The sequence below is a fragment of the Micromonospora palomenae genome (assembly GCF_007829925.1).
GTDB classification, from domain to species: Bacteria; Actinomycetota; Actinomycetes; order Mycobacteriales; family Micromonosporaceae; genus Micromonospora; species Micromonospora purpureochromogenes.
In genome coordinates, this window is sequence record NZ_VIXA01000001.1 from 1,067,310 (window position 1) to 1,087,720 (window position 20,411).

The 20,411-nt window shown below is 74.3% G+C and carries 20 protein-coding genes; 13 read left to right on the forward strand and 7 right to left on the reverse strand.

Annotated elements, in window-relative coordinates; translation table 11 throughout:
- The first annotated feature begins 10 nt into the window (after nt 1-10).
- Entirely contained in the window at nt 11-1,276 is a 1,266-nt protein-coding gene (locus FHX75_RS04780) for a hypothetical protein (RefSeq protein ID WP_170285284.1), read from the forward strand.
- 103 nt (nt 1,277-1,379) lie between these two features.
- Here the strand turns inward: FHX75_RS04780 and FHX75_RS04785 are convergent, their stop codons facing one another.
- Nucleotides 1,380-2,042 carry a TetR/AcrR family transcriptional regulator gene (locus tag FHX75_RS04785; RefSeq protein ID WP_154936839.1) on the reverse strand — a complete coding sequence of 221 codons (663 nt, stop codon included), beginning with the start codon at nt 2,040-2,042 and terminating at the stop codon, nt 1,380-1,382.
- Between the two features lie 112 nt (nt 2,043-2,154).
- Here FHX75_RS04785 and FHX75_RS04790 point away from each other — a divergent pair, with 112 nt between their 5' ends.
- Genes FHX75_RS04790 through FHX75_RS04800 form a run of 3 tightly spaced genes read left to right on the forward strand, consistent with a single transcriptional unit; the run spans nt 2,155 to nt 5,500 of the window.
- Nucleotides 2,155-3,654, forward strand: a complete 1,500-nt coding sequence (locus FHX75_RS04790) for a flavin-containing monooxygenase (RefSeq protein WP_154936840.1) — start codon at nt 2,155-2,157, stop codon at nt 3,652-3,654.
- A 38-nt stretch (nt 3,655-3,692) separates the two neighbouring features.
- The gene (locus FHX75_RS04795; RefSeq protein WP_154936841.1) at nt 3,693-4,595 is read left to right on the forward strand and encodes an SDR family NAD(P)-dependent oxidoreductase; all 903 of its coding nucleotides are present in this window, start codon (nt 3,693-3,695) and stop codon (nt 4,593-4,595) included.
- Entirely contained in the window at nt 4,592-5,500 is a 909-nt protein-coding gene (locus FHX75_RS04800) for an alpha/beta fold hydrolase (RefSeq protein WP_154936842.1), read from the forward strand. Before FHX75_RS04795 ends, FHX75_RS04800 begins: the two co-directional genes overlap by 4 nt.
- 28 nt (nt 5,501-5,528) lie before the next feature.
- On the opposite strand, the gene FHX75_RS04805 is transcribed toward FHX75_RS04800, so the two are convergent.
- Nucleotides 5,529-6,443, reverse strand: a complete 915-nt coding sequence (locus FHX75_RS04805) for a glycosyltransferase family 2 protein (RefSeq protein WP_154936843.1) — start codon at nt 6,441-6,443, stop codon at nt 5,529-5,531.
- Between the two features lie 99 nt (nt 6,444-6,542).
- On the opposite strand from FHX75_RS04805, the gene FHX75_RS04810 reads away from it, so the two are divergent.
- The 3 genes from FHX75_RS04810 to FHX75_RS04820 all read left to right on the forward strand — a co-directional run bounded on the left by FHX75_RS04810 (nt 6,543) and on the right by FHX75_RS04820 (nt 9,722).
- Complete coding sequence (locus FHX75_RS04810; RefSeq protein WP_154936844.1) at nt 6,543-7,664, forward strand: CapA family protein; 1,122 nt, start codon at nt 6,543-6,545, stop codon at nt 7,662-7,664.
- Nucleotides 7,665-7,755: 91 nt separating this feature from the next.
- A complete protein-coding gene (locus tag FHX75_RS04815; RefSeq protein ID WP_154936845.1) occupies nt 7,756-8,418 on the forward strand; it encodes a GntR family transcriptional regulator in 663 nt (220 codons plus the stop codon).
- Nucleotides 8,415-9,722 carry an MFS transporter gene (locus tag FHX75_RS04820; RefSeq protein ID WP_246157649.1) on the forward strand — a complete coding sequence of 436 codons (1,308 nt, stop codon included), beginning with the start codon at nt 8,415-8,417 and terminating at the stop codon, nt 9,720-9,722. Before FHX75_RS04815 ends, FHX75_RS04820 begins: the two co-directional genes overlap by 4 nt.
- A gap of 13 nt (nt 9,723-9,735) precedes the next feature.
- Here the strand turns inward: FHX75_RS04820 and FHX75_RS04825 are convergent, their stop codons facing one another.
- On the reverse strand, nt 9,736-10,155 hold the full coding sequence (locus FHX75_RS04825) for a hypothetical protein (RefSeq protein ID WP_154936846.1): 420 nt from the start codon (nt 10,153-10,155) through the stop codon (nt 9,736-9,738).
- 142 nt (nt 10,156-10,297) lie between these two features.
- Between FHX75_RS04825 and FHX75_RS04830 the strand changes: the two genes are divergently transcribed.
- Together FHX75_RS04830 and FHX75_RS04835 are read left to right on the forward strand one after the other, a co-directional pair.
- Entirely contained in the window at nt 10,298-11,386 is a 1,089-nt protein-coding gene (locus FHX75_RS04830) for an S-(hydroxymethyl)mycothiol dehydrogenase (protein ID WP_154936847.1), read from the forward strand.
- Nucleotides 11,383-12,012 (forward strand): MBL fold metallo-hydrolase, encoded by a 630-nt coding sequence (locus FHX75_RS04835; RefSeq protein ID WP_154936848.1) that lies wholly within the window; start codon nt 11,383-11,385, stop codon nt 12,010-12,012. The genes FHX75_RS04830 and FHX75_RS04835 overlap by 4 nt, the downstream gene beginning before the upstream one ends.
- A 23-nt stretch (nt 12,013-12,035) precedes the next feature.
- Here FHX75_RS04835 and tsaA read toward each other — a convergent pair whose 3' ends face one another.
- From tsaA to FHX75_RS04850, 3 genes are read right to left on the reverse strand one after another with little or no spacing between them, the layout of a single operon-like run.
- Entirely contained in the window at nt 12,036-12,449 is a 414-nt protein-coding gene (gene tsaA / locus FHX75_RS04840; RefSeq protein WP_154936849.1) for a tRNA (N6-threonylcarbamoyladenosine(37)-N6)-methyltransferase TrmO, read from the reverse strand.
- Nucleotides 12,446-13,399: a sensor histidine kinase gene (locus tag FHX75_RS04845; RefSeq protein ID WP_246157651.1), complete on the reverse strand. Its 954-nt coding sequence runs from the start codon at nt 13,397-13,399 to the stop codon at nt 12,446-12,448. Before FHX75_RS04845 ends, tsaA begins: the two co-directional genes overlap by 4 nt.
- Nucleotides 13,396-14,253: an MEDS domain-containing protein gene (locus tag FHX75_RS04850; RefSeq protein WP_170285285.1), complete on the reverse strand. Its 858-nt coding sequence runs from the start codon at nt 14,251-14,253 to the stop codon at nt 13,396-13,398. The genes FHX75_RS04845 and FHX75_RS04850 overlap by 4 nt, the downstream gene beginning before the upstream one ends.
- Nucleotides 14,254-14,435: 182 nt before the next feature.
- Here FHX75_RS04850 and FHX75_RS04855 point away from each other — a divergent pair, with 182 nt between their 5' ends.
- From FHX75_RS04855 to FHX75_RS04865, 3 genes are all read left to right on the forward strand, one after another.
- Entirely contained in the window at nt 14,436-14,900 is a 465-nt protein-coding gene (locus tag FHX75_RS04855) for a VOC family protein (protein ID WP_246157653.1), read from the forward strand.
- Nucleotides 14,901-14,952: 52 nt separating this feature from the next.
- The gene (locus FHX75_RS04860) at nt 14,953-16,062 is read left to right on the forward strand and encodes a DUF3626 domain-containing protein (protein WP_154936851.1); all 1,110 of its coding nucleotides are present in this window, start codon (nt 14,953-14,955) and stop codon (nt 16,060-16,062) included.
- Between the two features lie 288 nt (nt 16,063-16,350).
- Nucleotides 16,351-17,043: a hypothetical protein gene (locus FHX75_RS04865; protein ID WP_154936852.1), complete on the forward strand. Its 693-nt coding sequence runs from the start codon at nt 16,351-16,353 to the stop codon at nt 17,041-17,043.
- Between the two features lie 78 nt (nt 17,044-17,121).
- On the opposite strand, the gene FHX75_RS04870 is transcribed toward FHX75_RS04865, so the two are convergent.
- Nucleotides 17,122-18,750, reverse strand: coding sequence for an alkaline phosphatase D family protein (locus FHX75_RS04870; RefSeq protein WP_154936853.1), 1,629 nt, complete (start codon nt 18,748-18,750; stop codon nt 17,122-17,124).
- Nucleotides 18,751-19,692: 942 nt separating this feature from the next.
- On the opposite strand from FHX75_RS04870, the gene FHX75_RS04875 reads away from it, so the two are divergent.
- The gene (locus FHX75_RS04875; RefSeq protein WP_154936854.1) at nt 19,693-20,286 is read left to right on the forward strand and encodes a hypothetical protein; all 594 of its coding nucleotides are present in this window, start codon (nt 19,693-19,695) and stop codon (nt 20,284-20,286) included.
- The last annotated feature ends 125 nt before the right edge of the window (nt 20,287-20,411 follow it).

Genomic DNA, 20,411 nt, shown 5'->3' on the forward strand with positions numbered 1-20,411 from the left:
GGCCGGACCGGTGTCCGGAGCACGACAGCCGGCCTGGCGGCGTGCCGCCCACCGGGGCCGGCGGCCGTCGACCATCCTGGACGCCGTGGTCAACTCCACCGACGCCACCCCGCCCACCTGGGTCCGGCGGATCCGGCAGGGCGCCGTCGCGCTGGTCGCCTTCGTGCTCGGCATGTTCGAGGACGTCTTCGCCGGGTCCCTGCAGTTGCGCGGGGTGGCCCTCGTCGCCGCGCTCGCCGGGCTGGTCGTCGCGCTCGCGCTGGCCGCGCTCTGGCTGCGTCAGCGACCCGGCTCGCTGCTCGCCGGGGCGACCCTCTGGACGGGGCTCGCGCTGGCCTTCGCCGGCACGTTGGTGGCCGTCGTCCAACCCCGGTGGGCCGCCCCGGCCACCCTCGCCGCCGCCGCGGTGACCGCCGCCACCCTGCTCATCCCCGCGCGGCAGGACGCCCTGCGGCTGCTGGCGGGGGCCGCCTTCGTCGCCACCGGGGTCGCGCTGGCGGCACCGGGCGTGGCGGGCCTCGCCACGTCGGCCGACGTGCCGCTCTCCGTCGCCCGCCTCTGCTTCGGCGTGGGCGCGGCGGCGATCGGGCTGGCCCTGATCGCCGACCTCGATGCCCTGCTGGCGACGGCCGGCCTGGGGGTCGGCCTGATGATCACCGGGCTGGGTCTGCTCATCGTGTTCAACGGGCACCTGCTGCTCGGGCTGACCGTCACACTGGTGGGGCTGGCCGGCACCGCCGCCCTGCTGGCCTTCCTCGCCCGCCGCGAGGTGCTGGTCGGGTTGACGCTCGTCGCCGGCGCGCCGGGCATGGCCGGGTGGGGCGTCGCCCACATCGCCATCGACGACGTCCTCGTCGGGGCGGCGCTCATCGTCCTGGCGGTCATGCTCGCGGTCTCCGGGGTCGCCGTCATCGCCCGCCGCGACCTGCTGTCCCGGGTCGCGCTGGTCGGCGCCGGGCTGGCCGTCGCGGGCGCCGGACTGGCCAACATCGGCAACGGTGACGTGCTGCTCGGCATGGGCGGCGTCGGCAGCGGGGCCGCCATCGCCGCGAGAATCGGCCGCACCCTGACCGAGGGGAGCACCGGCGACGGGCTGCGCGGCTGGTGGCGACACATCACCGAGGACCGGCGCGCGGCAGTGCCCGCCGACGCCGCCTCGTCGGAGGGCCTCGCCGACGCCGCACCGCCGGTTCCGGCCAGGCCCGCCCCGGCCGGGGTGCCCCGCCCGCGCCCGGCCCGCCCGGCCACCCGCCGATCCCGCAGGCGGCGCCGCTGACCCGGACCGGCGTGAGTGCCGCCCGGCCGGGTGGGCGCAGGTTGCGGCGGGTGGGGATGACGGCCGGCGGGGACACCCCGACCCGCCGCAAACGGGCGCGGGGTCAGCCGGCGGCGGGGCTCGTCGTGCGGTAGATGCCGGTGAGCCAGACGTCGAGCAGCACGTCCACCACGTCCCGCTCGGCCACGGCCGGCCCGTCGCCGGCGAAGGTCGCGTACCAGACCCGCTCGTTCATCGAGTTCAGCGCGATCGCCAGGTCCCGCGCGGGCAGGCCCGGTGGGGCGGCGCCGCGGCGGCGTTCCGCCTCGATGGCGGCCTCGACCGCCTGCACCCAGCGCTCCAGCACCCGGGCCCAGAGCCGACGCACCTCGGCGTTGGTGCCGCGTACCTCGGCGCAGGCCAGCACCACGGCCCGGTGGCCACCGAAGGTGGCGTGGAACCGGCTGATCAGTTCCCGCCACCGGGCCCGGGGGTTCTCGGCGAGGTGGACCAGCACGTCACCAGCGGCGGTGTCGGCCTCCTCGGTGACCCGGTCCAGCAGGGTGAGCAGCACCGCGTCCTTGGAGGGGAAGTAGAAGTAGAAGGTCGGCCGGGAGATGCCCGCGCCGCGGGCCAGGTCGTCGATGGAGATCTCGCCGAACGCGCGCTGCTCCAGCAGCCGCTCGGCGGTGGCCAGGATGGCCAGCTCGCGGTCGTCGCCCGCGGACCGTCCGGCCCGCCGCCCGCGCCCGGCTGCGGCGCCGGTGGAGGTACGGACGGTCGTCATGAACGCCGATGTTACACGCGCTCGACAGGGTGTCGATTGCTCTCGACAGAGTGTTGACGGGCGTCGACGGTGGTGGATAGTGTCCGTCCACCGCCTCAGCCAGGGAGTTGCCATGGCCTCCGACCACGTCGACGTGCTCATCGTCGGAGCCGGCCTGTCCGGCGTCGGCGCGGCCTGCCATCTGCGGCGCAACTGTCCGGACAAGACGTACGCGGTGCTCGAGGCCCGCGACGCGATCGGCGGCACCTGGGACCTGTTCCGCTACCCGGGCATCCGCTCCGATTCGGACATGTTCACCCTCGGCTACTCCTTCAAGCCGTGGACCGACCCGAAGGCCATCGCCGACGGCGACGCCATCCGCCGCTACGTGCGCGAGACCGCCCGCGAGTACGGCGTCGAGGAGCACGTCCGCTTCCACCACCGGGTCCTGCGCTCCGAGTGGGACAGCGCGAGCGCCCGGTGGACCGTCCACGCGCACCGCGACGACACCGGCGAGGACGTCGTCCTCACCTGCGCGTTCCTCTTCGCCTGCTCCGGCTACTACCGCTACGACGCCGGCTACACACCCGAGTTCCCCGGGGCCGAGCGGTTCAGCGGGGAGCGGGTGCACCCGCAGCACTGGCCGGAAGATCTGGACTACACCGGCAAGCGGGTGGTGGTGATCGGTAGCGGCGCCACGGCGGTCACCCTGGTCCCCGCGATGGCCGAACGCGCCGCACACGTCACCATGCTCCAGCGCTCACCCACGTACGTCATCTCGCTGCCGTCGCGCGACGTGGTCGCCGACGCGCTGCGGCGCTGGCTGCCGGCGAAGGCCGCGTACCCGGTGGTGCGCTGGAAGAACGTGCTGCTCGGCACGGTCAACTTCCAGCTCAGCCGGCGCGCTCCCAAGCTGGTCAGGTCGTTGCTGCTGCGGGCCGCCAAGGGTCGCCTGCCGGCCGGTTACGACGTCGACCGGCACTTCTCGCCCCGTTACGACCCCTGGGACCAGCGGCTCTGCGTGGTTCCCGACGGTGACCTGTTCGACGCGGTGCGGGACGGGCGGGCATCCGTGGTCACCGACACCGTCGACACCTTCACCGAGCGCGGCGTCCGGCTCGGCTCCGGCGAGGAGCTGCCCGCCGACATCGTCGTCACCGCCACCGGGCTCAACCTGCTCGCCCTCGGCGGGATGACCCTCGCCGTGGACGGCGTCGACGTCGACCTCGCGCAGACCGTCGCGTACAAGGGGATGATGCTCTCCGGCGTGCCGAACTTCGCGATGACGATCGGCTACACCAACGCCTCCTGGACCCTGAAGGCCGACCTGGTCGCCACCTACGTCTGCCGGCTGCTGCGCCACCTCGACGGCACCGGCCAGCAGGTCGTCACCCCGGTCGCGCCGGGCTCCGGCGCGCTGGTGCCGCTGATCGACCTGAAGTCCGGGTACGTGCTGCGCAGCGTCGACGCGCTGCCGAAGCAGGGTGCCCGAGCCCCCTGGCGGCTGCACCAGAACTACGCCCGCGACGTGCTGCTGATGAAGCGCGGGCGGCTGGTCGACGAGGGCATCCGGTTCTCCCGCGCCACGCCGGTCGCCGCCGGCGCCCGTACCGCCGACGCCCCGGTCGCCTGACCCGGGGTCCACCACCCGCACCGCAGAAGGAGAACGCCGTGCGAAGGTTCGTCTTCCCCGCCGGAACCGCCGTGGTCACCGGCGCCGCCAGCGGGATCGGTGAGGCGCTCGCCCACGGGCTGGCCCGGCGCGGCACCGACCTGGTGCTGCTCGACCGGGACGCCGACCGGCTCGACACGGTGGCGGCGGCGATCCGCGCCGCGCACCTCGACCGCCAGGTCGACACGCACCTGGTCGACCTGGCCGACCCGGCCGCCACCGACCGGGTCGCCGAGGAGATCCGGGCCCGGCACCCCCGGATCCGGCTGCTGGTCAACAACGCCGGGGTCGCCCTCGGCGGGCGGTTCGACCAGGTCACCCTCGACGAGTTCAACTGGGTGGTCGACATCAACTTCCGGGCGGTGGTGCGGTTGACCCACGCCCTGCTGCCGGCGCTCAAGGCCGAGCCCGGCGCCCACCTGGTCAACGTCTCCAGCCTCTTCGGACTGATCGCCCCCGCCGGCCAGGCCGCCTACTCGGCCAGCAAGTTCGCCGTGCGCGGCTTCACCGAGGCGCTGCGCCACGAGCTGGCCGACGACGGCATCGGGGTGACCTCGGTGCACCCCGGCGGCATCGCCACCCGGATCGCCCGCAACGCCCGGATCGGCAGCGGCGTGGCACCCGAGGAGTACGAGGCCGGGCTGCGGCAGTTCGAGAAGCTGCTCTCCATCCCGCCCGCGAAGGCCGCCGAGGTGATCCTGCGCGGCGTCGAGCGGCGGCGCGGCCGGGTGCTGATCGGCTGGTCGGCGAAGCTGCCCGACCTGCTGGCCCGGGTCGCCCCCGCGTCGTACCACCGGGTGCTGGTGGCCGGGCTCAACCGGGGTGCCGCCGATCCGGCGCGCCAGGCCGGCCGAACGCCGACGGCGACCACGCCGGAGCTGTCCACGGGGGAGCGGGCATGACCGCCACGACCGACCCACGCCCCCGGCACGTCACGGTGAACGGGCGCCGGGTGCGCCACCGGGTCGACGGCGACGGGCCGCCGGTGGTGCTGCTGCACGGCATCGGCCGCACCCTGCGCGACTTCACCGAGCAGCACGAGCTGCTCGCCCGCGGCTTCCGGGTGCACAGCGTCGACCTGCCCGGGTACGGCGGTTCGCTGCCGATGGCCGAGCCGTGCACCCTGCCGGCGCTGGGCCGCTTCGTCGGGCACTACCTCGACGCGGTCGGCGTCGACCAGCCGGCGCATCTGGTCGGCAACTCGCTCGGCGGGGCCGTCGCGATGCGCTTCGCCGTGACCGAGCCGGCCCGGGTGGCCAGCCTCGTGCTGATCAACAGCGCCGGGTTCGGCCAGGAGGTCGCCGCCGTCCTGCGGGTGCTCTCCCTGCGCCCGTTCGGCCGGCTGCTGCTGCGCCCCAACCGGTCCTTCGCCCGCCGTGTCGAGCGCGCCCTCTTCCACGACGCGTCGTTCGCCACCGAGGAGCGGATCGCGTACGCCCTGGAGGTGGCCCGTCAGCCGTACACCGCCCGGGTGATGCTGGAGACGTGCCGCGACCTGGGCACCTTCCGGGGCGTCCGCCCGCAGTGGCGCGAGGAGCTGCTGACCGAGGTCTCCCGGCTCCACGTGCCGACCCTGATCGTCTGGGGCGACCGGGATCTCATCCTCCCCGCCGGGCACCTCGACGCCGCGCGGGCCCGGCTGCCCCGGGCCCGGACCCACCTGTTCACCGACTGCGGGCACATGCCGCAGATCGAGCGGGCCGAGGAGTTCCACCGACTGCTGGTCGACTTCTGGGCCGCGGCCGAGGCCGGCGACCCCACCGACGAGGCCGCCTCGCAGCGGCCGGCGGTGACCGAGGCCGGTTGACCGGGACCGGCGCCGGCCCGAGCGGGGGTTACCCGACCTCCGTGCCGGCCGGCGCCGGCACCGCGCGCGCCACCGGTGCGCCCTGGGCGGGCACCCGCGGCGCGGCGGCGCCTTCGAGCACCGCCAGGTCCGCCTCGACGGCGGCCGGCAACCGCCGGCGCTCCCGCAGCACCCAGCCCAGCTGTCGCGCCGCGTCGAGCAGGCCGGCCCGGCGCTCCGGATCCCGCCAGGTCTCGCGGACCACCCCGGCGACCACCCGGGACGGCCGGCGCAGCGCCGCGGTCAGCACCCGGTTGCGCGCCTCCTGCCGGTGCCGGGCCCGCCGGTCCCGACCGGCCGGCAGCGGCAGGTGGTGCACGACCAGCTCGTCCACGTACGCCAGGTGCCAGCCGGCGGCGGCCAGGTCCATCGCCAGCAGCGCCTCCTCGCCATACGTCCCCAGCCGGTTAGCGAACCCGCCGACCTGGGTGAACGCGGCGCGGCGCAGCACCACCGCGCAGGCCAGGAAGCCCAGCACCGCCGGACCCGGCGCGCCCGGCGGGGTGCCCAGCGGCGCCCGCGCCATCGCGGCGGAGACCGGGTCGAGCCGACACTGCGCGCCGACCCGCACCTGGGCGGTCAGCAGCCCGATACGCGGGTGCGCCCGCAGGATCTCCGCCGCCCGGTCCAGCGCCTCCGGCACCCAGTAGGAGTCGTCGTCGGCGAAGGCCACGAACGGGGTACGGGCCAGCGCCACCCCGGCGTTGCGGGCGGCGCCGGCGCCCAGGTTGGTGCCGAGCGGTACCACCCGTACCTCGGGGAAGGCCGCCGAGACCGCCTCCGGGGTGCCGTCGTCGGAGTTGTTATCCACCACGATCACCGGCCCGGAGTGCCGGCGCAGCACGTCGAGCAGCTGCTCGCGCCGGTTCCGGGTGGCCACCACCACTGTCACGTCCGCCGTCATGGCGGCCCTGGTACCCCGATCCGGGTGACTCACGCAATCGTGGGTGCAATTCCCATCATGGTCGGGGTACGACGCCGCCGGTGCGGGGAAGCTGGCGTCATGCCCGGCGACCAGGTGACCCTGTTTCTCAGCGGCGACGTGATGACCGGTCGCGGCGTCGACCAGATCCTGCCACGACCGGGACCGCCCGAGCTGCGGGAGCCGATGATGGGCGACGCCCGCGGGTACGTCGAGCTGGCCGAGCGGGCGGCCGGGCCCATCCCGCGCCCGGTCCCGCCGGACTGGCCCTGGGGGGAGGCGTTGCGGCTGCTCGACGACCTGCGACCGGACGTGCGGATCGTCAACCTGGAGACCTCGGTGACCGGCCGGGGCGAGTTCGCCCCCGGCAAGGAGATCCACTACCGGATGCACCCGGACAACCTGGCCTGCCTCAGCGCCGCCCGGCTGGACGTCTGCGCACTGGCCAACAACCACGTGCTCGACTTCGGCCCGGACGGGCTCACCGACACCGTCGACGGGCTGCGCCGGGTCGGCATCACGCCGGCGGGCGCGGGCCGGGACGCGGCGGAGGCCTGGCGGCCGGCCCGGATCGACCTGGGGGGCGGCCGCCGGCTGCTGCTCTGGTCGGTGGGCGCCCCGTCCGCCGGGGTCCCGCCACAGTGGGCGGCGGCCGAGGGGCGGCCCGGGGTGGCGTACCTGCCGGAGACGACCGAGGCCTCCGCCGACGCGCTCGCCGAGCGGGTGGCCGGCGAGGCCGGGCCGGGTGACCTGGTGGTGGTCTCCGTGCACTGGGGATCGAACTGGGGTTACCAGGTGCCGGCGGAGCAGGTGAGCTTCGCCCGCCGGCTGGTGGCGGCCGGGGTGCACCTGGTGCACGGCCACTCCTCGCACCACCCGCGGCCGATCGAGGCGTACCGGGGTGGGCTGATCCTGTACGGCTGCGGTGACCTGATCGACGACTACGAGGGGATCGGCGGGCAGGAGTCGTTCCGTCCGGAACTGCGGACGCTGTACCTGCCCACGTTCGACGCGGACGGCCTGGCCGGGCTGCGCCTGGTGCCGGTGCGGGTCCGCCGGATGCGGCTGGAGCCGGCGGCCCCCGACGAGGCGCGCTGGCTCGCCGAGTTGGCCGACCGCCTCGGCGCGCCGTACCGGACGCGGTTCCGCCTCGGCGACGACGGCCTGATCGCGCTCGACCCGGCCGGCGGCGACACCGCCTGATCCGGCCGGCCCTGCCGGCCGGTTGTGGCCCGCCCCACCGGCGACCCTCCCGCCACAGCGACCCCACCGGACAGGGACGCATCATAGATACATGACGCATCCCAGCTCGCCGGCGCGCGCCGCCGTGCCGTCGGCCGCGGAACGGGCCTACCGCCACCTCAAGCGGGCCATCCTGGAGCAGGTCCATCCGGGCGGATCGCTGATCAGCGAGGGCGAGATCGCCGAGGCGGCCGGGGTCTCCCGCACCCCGGTCCGCGAGGCGCTGCTGCGGCTCGAGGCCGAGGGTCTGGTCGCGCTCTACCCCAAGCGCGGCGCGCTGGTCCGGCCGGTCTCCGCCCGCGAGATCACCGACGTCGTCGAGGCCCGGCGGCTGGTCGAGCTGCACGCCGCCGAGCGGGTCTGGCCGCAGCGGCACGCCCTGCGGCCGGTGCTCGCCGACTGGCTCGACCGGATGCGCGCGGCCCACGCCGCCGGTGACCTGCGCGCGCTGATGGAGGCCGACCGGGCCTTCCACGCCAGCGTGGTGGAGGCGGCCGGCAACGAGATCCTCGCCGAGCTGTACCACCGGCTGCGCGACCGCCAGCTGCGGATGGGGGAGGCCAGCTTCCGGCTCTCGCCCGGCTGGGCCCGGGTGGCGCTCACCGAGCACGCCGGCCAGCTCGCCGCCCTCGACGGCGACGACCCGCACGCCTGGCTCGACGCCGTCGGCGCGCACATCGACAGCGCCGCCACCGTCTTCCGGTCCCTGCGGTGAGCGCCGCCCCGGCCATCCCGCGCCGGTCCGCCGCGCTGGTCTGGGCGGTCGCGCTCTGCGCGTACGTGGCCGCCGTGTTCCACCGCAGCTCGCTCGGGGTGACCGGCGTCGACGCCGCGCACCGGTTCGACATCAACGCCGCCGCCCTGGCCACCTTCTCGGTGGCGCAGCTGGCCGTGTACGCGGCCATGCAGGTGCCGGTCGGGGTGCTGCTGGACCGGTACGGCTCCCGCCGGCTGCTGCTCGTCGGCGGCGCGCTGATGGTCGCCGGGCAGCTCTGCTTCGCCGTCGCCACCGACGTACGGCTGGCCGTGGCCGCCCGGGTGCTGGTCGGCCTCGGTGACGCGATGACCTTCATCAGCGTGCTGCGGATCGTCGCGTTCTGGTTCCCCGGCCGGCGCAACCCGCTGATGGTGCAGCTCACCGGCACCCTCGGCCAGCTCGGGGCGATCCTCGGCGCGGTGCCGCTGGTGGCGCTGCTGCACCACGCCGGCTGGACCCCGGCCTTCCTCACCGCCGCCGCGCTCGGCGCGACGGTGCTGCTGATGGTGGCCGCCGCCGTCCGGGACACCCCGCACCGCGAACACGCCGGCGCCCTCGCCCCCGACCTCGCCACCGTACGCCGGCAGCTCGCCGCCGCCTGGGCGCAGCCGGGTACCCGGCTGGGCCTGTGGACCCACTTCGTCACCCAGTTCTCCGGGGCGGTCTTCGCGCTGCTCTGGGGCTACCCGTTCCTGGTGCAGGGGCAGGGCCTGTCACCCACCGCCGCGGCCGGCCTGCTCACCCTGATGACCGTGGCAACGCTGCTCAGCGGCCCGGTCGTCGCGCACCTGTGCGCGCGGCACCCGTTCCGCCGGTCGGTCGTGGTCTTCGCCATCACCGCCGGCACCGCCGCGGTCTGGGCCGTGGTGCTGGCCTGGCCGGGGCGCGCGCCGCACTGGCTGCTGGTGGTCCTGGTGCTGGTCCTGGCGGTGAACGGCCCCGGATCGGTGATCGGGTTCGACTACGCGCGCACCTTCAACCCGGTGCACCGGATCGGCAGCGCCACCGGCATCGTCAACGTCGGCGGGTTCGTCGCCTCGATCATGCTGATCCTCGCGGTCGGCGTCGTGCTGGACCTGGCCGGCCCGCCCGGACAGGCGACCCCGACGCTGGACGCCTACCGCTGGGCCTTCGCCGTGCAGTACCTGCTCTGGGCGCTCGGCGCGGTCCAGGTGCTGCGCTACCGCAACGCCGCCCGCCGCCGGCACGCCGCCGAACGGGCCGCCGAGGGCGTACCCGTCGGGCGCGTGGCCGGCCGCTGACCGCGCGCGGCGGTCAGCGGACCAACCGGCGGTGGGTGAGCGAGTCCAGGACGAGGGTGAGGCCGGCGCCGACCAGCCACGAGTCCTTGGCGATGCCGATGCCCGCCTGGGTGGGTTTGAGGCTGCCCGGCTCGCGCAGGCCGGGCGTACGCACGTAGAGCTGCACCAGCCCGGCCCCGAACGCGGTCAGTCCCAGCCCGCCCAGCAGGGACGGCACGAACGGGGTGAGCAGGGCGGCGCCCAGCGCGATCTCGCTGGCGGACAGCAGCCGGGCGAAGCGGGCCGCGTCGATCTGCCGTAGCTGGGGGAGCGCCCCGGCGGCCATGCCGTGCAGCTGTTCGGCGGCCTCGCCCTCCAGCGTCCGCTTGCCGAGCCCCGAATTGAGGAAGAACGCGCCGATGATGAGCCGCAACGGCGCATGCGTGAGCTTCATGTGCACTCCCGTCCCGCGGAGAATCGTGCCCCCGCCTACCCCGCATCGGCCGCGATAACCCGCCGCGTGGGGCTGTGTCCCCGAGCCTGCGCGGCGGTAGGTTCGCGAGAGGCATGATCGTGCGCGCAGCCGGGAGGACACCGTGAGCCAGGAAGTCCGGGGAGTCGTGTCGCGGCGCAAGGGCGCGCCGGTCGAGGTCACCACCATCGTGGTGCCCGACCCGGGGCCCGGCGAGGCGGTGGTGAAGGTGCGCTCCTGCGGGGTCTGCCACACCGACCTGCACTACCGGGAGGGCGGGATCACCGACGAGTACCCGTTCCTGCTCGGCCACGAGGCGGCCGGCGTGGTCGAGCAGGTGGGAGAAGGGGTCACCGGTGTCGCGCCGGGCGACTTCGTGGTGCTCAACTGGCGGGCGGTCTGCGGCGTGTGCCGGGCCTGCCGGCGTGGGCGGCCCTGGTACTGCTTCAACACCCACAACGCCGCCCAGAAGATGACCCTCACCGACGGCACCGAGCTCGCCCCGGCGCTGGGCATCGGCGCCTTCGCGGAGAAGACGCTGGTCCACGCCGGGCAGTGCACCAAGGTCGACCCCGCCGCCCGGCCCGCCGCCGTCGGGCTGCTCGGCTGCGGAGTGATGGCCGGGCTCGGCGCGGCGATGAACACCGGCCAGGTCACCCGGGGCGACTCGGTCGCCGTGATCGGCTGTGGCGGGGTCGGCGACGCCGCGGTGGCCGGCGCGGCCCTCGCCGGCGCGACGACGATCATCGCGGTGGACACCGACGCCCGCAAGCTCGAGTGGGCGCGCAGGTTCGGCGCCACCCACACCGTCAACGCCTCGGCGGACGACCCGGTCGAGGCGATCCGCGCCGCCACCGGTGGGTTCGGCGCCGACGTGGTGATCGACGCGGTCGGCCGCCCGGGAACCTGGAAGCAGGCGTTCTACGCCCGCGACCTGGCCGGCACGGTGGTGCTGGTCGGGGTGCCCACCCCGGAGATGACCGTCGAGCTGCCCCTGCTGGACGTCTTCGGCCGGGGCGGCGCCCTCAAGTCCAGCTGGTACGGCGACTGCCTGCCCAGCCGGGACTTCCCCCTGCTCACCGAGCTCTACCTGCAGGGCCGCCTCGACCTGGACGCCTTCGTCACCGAGGAGATCGCCCTGGACCAGGTCGAGGAGGCGTTCCGCCGGATGCACCACGGCGACGTGCTGCGCTCGGTGGTGGTGTTCCCGTGACCGCCCGCGTCGACCATGCCGTCACCTCCGGCACCTTCTCCCTCGACGGCCAGACCTTCGACGTCGACAACAACGTCTGGGTGGTCGGTGACGACGCCGAGTGCGTGGTGATCGACGCCCCGCACGACGTGGACGCCATCCGGCGCGCGGTCGCCGGCCGCCGGGTCGTCGCCGTCCTGGCCACCCACGCCCACGACGACCACGTACGGGTCGCTCCCGAGCTGGCGAAGGCCACCGGAGCGCCGGTGCTGCTGCACCCCGCCGACCGGGTGCTGTGGGACCTGGTCCACCCCGACCTGCCGCCCGACGGGACACTCGCCGACGGGCAGGGGATCGACGTCGCCGGCACCACCCTGCGGGTCCTGCACACCCCCGGCCACAGCCCCGGCGCGTGCAGCTTCCACGCCCCCGACCTCGGCGCGGTCTTCACCGGCGACACCCTGTTCGCCGGCGGTCCCGGGGCCACCGGCCGCTCGTACAGCGACTTCGGCACCATCGTCGCGTCGATCCGCGACCGGTTGCTCACCCTGCCGCCGGAGACCGTGGTGCACACCGGGCACGGCGCCGACACCACCATCGGCGCGGAGGCCCCGCACCTGCCGGACTGGCTGGCCCGGGGGCACTGACCGACGCCGGCACCGGGGTCGGCTCAGCGTTCCCCGGGCCCTGCCAGCACCGGCTTGACGTCCAGCACCGGCGTGCCGTCCAGGGCCTCCAGGTCGGCGACCCGCACCCGCAGGCCGTCGACCGCCAGCACCCGCACCCGGTGCAGCCCGATCGGGTTGGGCCGGTGCGGGGAGCGGGTGCTGAACACCCCGGTCTCCGGCCGGCTCCGGTCGCCGCGCGGGTGCACGGTCAGCACGTCCCGCCGGGCCCGGTCCAGCCAGGTCAGCACCAGCACCTCCGCGCCCGGCCGCAGGTCGCGCACGGCCGCGCCGACGGCGGGGGAGAAGACCAGCCACGCCTCCGGCGCGCCCTCGTCTCCCTGCTTCGGCGCGAGATCCGCCTCGGTCAGCGGGGACTCCACCCGCCCGACCGGCCGCAGCTCGTACGCCTCGCTCACGCGCCCGCCAGGCGCAGGTGCAGCCGTACGGTGGTGCCGGCCGGCGTCGTGTGCACCAGCACCAGGTCGCAGAGCGCCTGCACGATGACCAGACCACGCCCGCCGATGCCGTCGTGCCGGGGCGCCAGCCGGCCGGCGAGCGGATCGGTCAGCCAGCCGCCGTCGTGGATCTCGCACACCAGGTGTTCACCGGTGCGCCACACGTGGACCACACCGCCGCCACCGGCGTGGGCGATGCTGTTGGTGGCCAGCTCGGTCACCGCGATCTGCAGGTCGGCCACCCGGTCCGGGTGCAGGTCGGCGGCCTGCGCGTGCCCGGTGACGAAGCGGCGCACGTCGGCCAGCGTGTCGAGGTCGTAGCGCAGCGCGGCGACCGGTTCGGCCGGGACCGGCAGCGGCTTGTTGTGCCCGGCGACGACCTGCTCCGGCGCGAAGGTGGGGCTGGGCCGCCGGCCGGCCCCGTCGACCAGCACCGGGTGGGTGCGGTACGCGTCCGCGAGCACCGCGGGGGCGAGCCGCGACACGTCGTACGGGCAGAGGATCGCGACGTCCCGTTCGGCGAACGCCAGGTTGATCAAGGCGTCGTGCTGCGCGCAGGCCGGCTGTTCCAGCTCGGTACGCTCCGCCCACACCGGCTCGCCGACGATCCGCACGCGGCGGTCGGGATGCCGGTCGACGAAGGCCTGCAACACCCACGGGATGATCCGCCCCGGGTTGCGCCCCTGCACGGCCAGGTCGGCGTACCGGATCCGGTCGTCGTCCGCGCCGACGGTGGCCCGGATCAGCGCCAGCCGGTCCTCCGGGGCGGCCACCAGCACCGGTTCCCCCCGGGTCAGACCGTCCCGGACGAAGGGCACCGTCAGCGCCAGCAACTCCGCGGCGTCCCGGTAGAACGCTCCCTCGTGGACCAGGCCCCCCGGTATCGGCCCGGTCGCCGCCGCGGCCGTCACGCCGGTGGCCGGGGGGCGGCGCCGTCGACCAGGTCGAGCAGCCGCGTCAACGCCGGGCGGCAGCCGACCAGGCGTACCTGCGAGGGGGCGTTGCGGCGGACGCGGGCCAGCGCGCTCGCGGCGCCGACGTCGGCGAAGCGCAGCTCGGAGACGTCGAGCACCGCCGTCCGCTGGTTGGTGCCCGGACCGGTGACGTGGTCGAGCATGGCGGCGAAGGCTCCCCGGTTGCTCTGATCGACCTCGCCCACCAGGCGTAGTCCGTGCGGGTCCCGCGTCCGGTACGCCCGCAGCATCGGCGCCCAGGCCCGGCCGGCGTTGCGCCCCACGGTGGCGGGGTGGGCGGCGGTGGCCGGCAGCAGATACTCGGCGGGGAAGAGCCGCCGGTCGTACAGGCACATCGCGGCGGCCTCGCCGTCGAGGAAGAGCTGGTTGACCTCGGCCTCGTACCGGACCAGGTCGGCGACGGAGATGCCCTGGCGGATCGCCCAGCCCATGTCGCCGACGACGCGTACCCCCGCCCGGTCCTCGCGACGGGCCCGCAGGATCTCCGTGGTGAGGTTGCCGATCATCTCGTCCGGGGTGAACCGACCCCCGGCGACGTAGCCCTCCACCGCCGGCGCGATCCGCAGCTGGCCGTCGGCCAGCGCGGTCTCGGTGGGCACGCCCGCACCGTCGAGGTGGGCGCGAACGGCGGCCGGGGAAACCCCGTCGGTGAACCAGACGACCTTGTGACCGAGGCGGAGACCGCTGGCGACGAAGCGGCCGGCGGCGTGCAGGCTGCCTGTCTCGTCGTCGTCCACCCAGCAGATGTGGTCACCCAGGTGCAGCTGGTCGACCACCGCGCTTGCAGTCACCCTCATCGCCTTCCGGTCGCCGCGCGCCCCCACTCTAGCCCGCGCCCCGGCACCGCCCAACGCCGACGGTCCGCCCCCGTTCACGCTGCCGCCGAACCTCTCCACGCGTCCTATGTAGATGGTTTAGACGCTGCGACCGGCCCTGCCGACGACCGGACAGCCGCGGTTCTAGGATCGACCGGGTGAGCACCGACGACCGAACGCCGACCGTACGACAGCTGCGCCTGGTGGTGGAGGCCGAGGACTACGAGGCCGCGGTCGCCTTCTTCCGCGACGCCCTGGGCCTGCCGGAGCAGGCCGCGTTCTCCGGTGCCGGCGACGCCCGCGTGGTGATCCTCGACGCCGGCCGGGCCACCCTCGAGATCGCCAACCCGGCCCAGAAGCGCATGATCGACGAGGTCGAGGTGGGCCGGCAGGTGGCCCCGAAGATCCGGGTGGCGTTCGAGGTGGACGACGCGTCGGCCGCCACCGCCCGGCTGGTGGCCGCCGGCGCGATCGAGATCGCCCCGCCGACCGTGACGCCCTGGCACTCGCTCAACTCGCGCCTCGACGCGCCGGCCGGGTTGCAGCTCACCCTCTTTGAGGAGCTGCGGGACCTCGACGACCGCGCCACCCTCGACGGCTTCGGCATCGATCGCGAGCGCTGACGCGGCCCGAAACGGGTCGACGGGTCGTCGGCCGCTGCCGATACTGCTGCCCATGCCGGCCGCCACCCGCCCCGTCGCCCTCACCCCGGCGCAGTCCGCCGCGCTGCGCCACGTCCGCACCGTCGCGCTGCGGGACCGCTCGACCGCGCTGGCCACCATCGCCCGGCACCTCGCCGGGTCCGGCGCCGGCCACCACCCCGAGCAGCTGATCGCGGCGATCGCCGCCGGGGGAGGGCTGACCGTCAACTTCCACCCCGACCGACTGATCGCCGATGGCCGCACCGTGGCCGAGGTGCTCGCCGAGGAGGGGAGCTACCGCAGCCAGTTCGTCACCGGCATCTCCAACGGCGGGCTCACCGCGTACCCGGGCGGGGACCGGGACCGCTGGGAGGAGGCGATGTTCGGCGGTGCGTACCAGGCCCCCGGCGTACGCCCCGCCGAGCGACCGGTCTACGGCGGGTTGAACCTGCTCGATCACCCCGACGGCGCCTGCCCCCGCTTCGGCTCCTGCCACCTGCGGCTGCGTCCCGAGGTGCTGGCCCGGACCACGTTCTGCTTCGGCGACAGCCACCTGGGGCCGAAGGACTTCGGCACGGTCGACGTCGCCGAGCCGGTGCTGGCCGCCCTGCTGGAGGCGACCGCCGGCACCGGGGTCAGCCTGGGCGTCGCCGGCATGGACACCGCGCGCCTCGTCGCGACGCTGCTGCGCCGACGGGAGCGGCTGGCGTGGGCGCCCGGGTCCGCCGGCCGCGCCCTGGACGACTACGTCGAGGCGCAGGTCCACGGCGGCGTCGAACTGGCCCGGGACGTCGAGGCCATCGTCGTCGACCCCTCGTTCCAGGACACGGACACCGGGCGCGTCCTGGCCCGGATCGCCCACCGGTGCGGTATCGAGCTGCTCTTCCACCCCGGCTTCGCGCTGCCCGTCGAGGACGTCGACCCGGACTTCCGGGGACCGGCCATCCCGGTGCTGGCCGCCCGGGTGCACGCCGAGTTCGGTACGCCGGGAGCGCCGGTCGACGCCGCGCTGATCGGCCGGGCGGCGGCCTCGGTGGTCCGCGAGCCGCAGCGCTGGGCGGACCGGGGGCCGACCGCCGACACCTTCCAGCACCTCAAGCAGCTCTGGCACGTCCTCGTCCGTTTCGGCGGGCCCCGCGTCTGACGTCCGGTTCGGCGCGCGCTCGCGGGTGGTGTCCGGTTCGGCGCGCGCCTGGGGCTGGCGTCCGGTTCGAGCGCGTTCGCGACCGGCGTCCGGTTCGGTGCCGGCCTTCCGATCCTCGGCGTGACCCGCGCCGCAGCCCCCGCGACCCCTGGCATTTCCGGAATGCCCGACAGGTCAACCTGGTTGTGTCCCCAGAACCGCCGGTAGGCAAACCCCGGCGGGCCAGGTAGTTCCCCCCGAGGGGCGCTCATTGAGCGAGCGCGTCGACACGACGAAAGGGCAACCATCGTGAAGGCCGACTTCACTCGATGGCTCCCCGCCATCGCGAAGAACCGCACCACCGCACTGAAGGTCGCCGGCGTCGCCTGTCTCGGCGGCCTGGCGTTCGGGCCCGCCGCTGTGGCCGCCCCCGTCACCAGCGGACCGCACGCCGGGGCCGTGGCCGCCATCGACCTCGCCACCGGCAAGAGCCGGCAGGGCGCCACGGTCGAGTCGGGCCTGACCACCGGCAGCACGACCGGCAAGGTCCCGACCGGCAAGCCGGGCAAGGACAAGCTCATCCCGCACGGCGTGGAGGGCGCGCAGTCCCGCATCCCGCTGGACGACGAGCAGCTCGCCAACGCCAAGGCCATCGTCAAGACGGCCAAGAAGACCGGCGTGGGGGAGCGCGGCGCGGTGATCGGGATCGCCACCTCGCTGCAGGAGTCGAAGCTCTACAACCTGGGGCACCTCGGCGCGTACAACGACCACGACTCGCAGGGGCTGTTCCAGCAGCGCCCGTCGTCGGGTTGGGGTACGCCGGAGGAGATCACCGACCCCGAGTACTCGTCGCGGGCGTTCTTCGAGGCACTGAAGAACGTGCACGGCTGGGAGGACCTGCCGCTGACCACCGCGGCGCAGACCGTCCAGATCTCGGCCTTCCCGTACGCGTACGCGCAGTGGGAGGAGCAGGCTGCGGACATCGTCCAGCAGCTCTGGTGACCTCCTGAACGAGCAGCACGACCGGCCGGTCCCCGTCACGGGGGCCGGCCGGTCGTCGTTCGCGGGCGTACCTTCGGCTCAGAGCGTCGGGGCGGTCTCCCGGCGCAGCTTCGCCGACCCCGCGCCCACCGAGAACCCGGCCACCCACCGGCTCGCGCTGCCGGCCCGGGTCCGGTCGGCCAGGTGGTACCAGTCCATCCGGCAGTGCTGCGGCGTCACCTCCAGCACGCCGTACCCGTGCCCGTCCAGCTCCGTCCACCTGACGTGCGGATTCGTCGACCGGATCAGCCCGGCGCCGAGGGCGCTCAGCGGATTGCCGGCCGGCAGCTTGAGGAAGTCGTTGACGTTGTCGCTGGTCACCGACGGCACCACGAACTCGGCCGCGGCCGGGTTGGACAACCCCGTCGATTTCGTGGTCACCTCGTTCGCCCACGAGGTGTGGATGTCACCGGTGAGGAAGACGACGTCGCGGGTCCCGGTCGCCCGCAGGTGGTCGACCAGCTCGTTGCGGTCGGCGTTGTAGCCGTCCCACTGGTCGGCGTTGAGCACCGCGCCGTTCTGCGGGATGCCGAGCAGCGTGCCGAGCGGCCCGAGCAGCCACGCCGGCAGCGAGCCGACGTCGACCCGCGCCATCATCACCGGGTTGCCGACCAGCTTCCAGCGCGCCGTCGACGCGGCCAGGCCGGCCTTGAGCCAGGTCATCTGGGCGTCGCCGGTGACGGTGCGCCGCGGGTCGTCCACCGCCGTGCCCGAGGCCTGCTGCGAGCGGTACGTCCGCAGGTCCAGCATGGACAGCTCGGCGAGCTGCCCGTACCGGAACCGCCGGTAGATCGCGCCGTCCTCGCCCATCCGCACCGGCATCCACTCCTGGTACGCCCGCCGCGCGGCGGCCACCCGGTCCGCCCAGGCGCCCTCCGTGGACGGGGTGTGGTTCTCCGCCCCGCCCGACCAGGCGTCGTTGGCCACCTCGTGGTCGTCCCAGGTGATCACCCACGGCAGCGCGGCGTGCAGCGCCGCCAGGTCAGGGTCGGACTTGTAGAGCCCGTGCCGGATCCGGTAGTCCGCCAGGGTCAGCACCTCGTGCGCCGGCTCGACCTTGCGGATCACCGTGCCCCCCGCGTCGAACTGGCCGGTGCCGTACTCGTACAGGTAGTCGCCGAGGTGCACCACCAGGTTCAGGTCGCCCCGGTCGGCCAGCCGCCGGTACGCCGCGAAGTAGCCGGCCTCCCAGTTCGCGCAGGACACCACGCCCATCCGCAACCGGTCGATGGCCGCGTCGGTGGGCGGGGCGGTCATGGTCCGGCCCGTCGGCGACCATCCGCCGGCGTACCCGAACCGGTACCAGTACGTCGTCGCCGGCGCCAGACCGGAGACCGCCACCTTCACCGTGTGGTCGCGGGCGGGGCCGGTCATCAGCTGGCCCTGTGCGGTCACCGTGACGAAGTCGGGGTCGGTGGCGACCTGCCAGCTCACCTCCACGTCGGGGCCCACGCCGGAGCCGGGCGTCGCGTCGGGGGTCGGGGTGATCCGGGTCCAAAGCAGGATGCCGTCCGGCAGCGGATCGCCCGAGGCGACGCCGTGCAGGAAGGCGCCACCGGAGGCGTGGGCGGCACCGGCGCCGGCAAGGGTGGCGCCGGCGAGGACGGCCGTGCCGGCGGATGCGCCGGCCATGCGCAGGAGGGTGCGGCGGTCGAGGGTGTTGGTCATGGTCTATGTGTTTACCGGTACCCACCGCGTTCCCGCTGCCCCCTGCGGCGACTGTTCGCCAGTCTTTCCATTGTGTTTCGCTTTCCCGTTCGACGATCACTTTGTTAACGGCATCCTTTGTGGACCAATTGGCCGCGTCCCGTCCGCTTGCCCGCCGGCACCGACAAATCCGCTGCCTGGTGGTGTCACCGCCGGCCACCAACCTCCCGCCGCCGACCCGTGGAACGTCACCTTGTCTCCCGCCTCTGGAGACAGGCCATGGTGTTCCGCTCGTCGGTGGGGGAGGGTGCGGCCGCCCGGAAATAGGCGGTCGCGACGCGTGTGCCTGCCGCCCAGATCCTGGCTGGTCGCGACGTCTGGGCCGGGTGGTCGGCTGGGGCGGCGTGGCCCGACCGTTTGGGCTTGGCAACCCCGGGCGGTCCGCTGGGGCGGTCTGGGCCGAGTGTTCGGGCTGGGCCGTCTGTCCGAATCGCGTGGCGTCGGCTCGTGCAGCGCTGCGGCGAATCCCCGATTGCTGGGGTCTGTGCCGGATGTCCGCGTCGCGCCGTGTCCCAGGTCGATGTGGTGGCCGATCCTCGCCGCCCCGCGCGTCCGATCTTCGGAGCGCTTGGCGTCCGGTTATGCGCGAATCGCTCCGCAAGTCGGGTGCTCGGGGGCACCCTGGCGGTGGAATGGTGGCCGGGCCGGGGTCGTTACATCACCTGGACGATCGCAGCAGCACCCCGCTGGCCTGGCCCGAACGCGTGGCCGGCCCGGGATGCCGGGCCCCGGAATGATGGTGGGCCGCCGGTCGTTACACATGGACCCGGCGCCGTGAGCCCCCCGCTCGCGAAGCCTGCCGGGCAGAGACTTTCCCCCTGAGTTCTTTGAGCGCCGTCGTGGTGCTTGCGCGTGTCCGACCCCCCTTGGACACGTCGCCGACCCCCGAATGGAGCCATCCTGATGAACACGACCATTCTGCGTAAGAGCGTTCTGGGTATTGCTGGTCTGGCTTTCGCCGGTGGCGTCTTCGCCGGCCCGGTGACCGAGGCCCACGCCGCCCCGGCTGAGGCGAAGTCGGTTGCGGTGGTGCAGGCGGACAAGCCGGGTGTGGACAAGGGCAAGCTGATCCCGCACGGTGTGCAGGGCAAGCAGTCGCACATCGACCTGGACAGCGAGCAGACGAAGAACGTGAAGGCGATCATCGCGGCGACGAAGAAGTCGGGCATGGACGAGCGGGCCGCCGTGGTCGCGATCGCGACCAGCCTGCAGGAGTCGAAGCTGGAGAACCTGGGTCACCTGGGTGCCCGTAACGACCACGACTCGCAGGGCCTGTTCCAGCAGCGCCCGTCGTCGGGTTGGGGCACGGTTGAGCAGATCACCGACCCCGAGTACTCCACGATGGCGTTCCTCAAGGGTCTGAAGCAGGTCGACGGCTGGAAGGACATGCCGCTGACCAAGGCCGCGCAGACCGTGCAGGTCTCGGCCTACCCCGACCACTACGCCCAGTGGGAGAAGCAGGCCGCCGACCTGGTCGCCAAGCACTGGAACAGCTGACCCCATCTGAACGACGCGCTGGCCGGCACCCCCGAGCGGGGTGCCGGCCAGCGGCGTTTCCGCCCTCGGAACCCGTCCGACCGGATCCGGACCGGACCCGACCGGAGCGTTGATCATGAAATTGG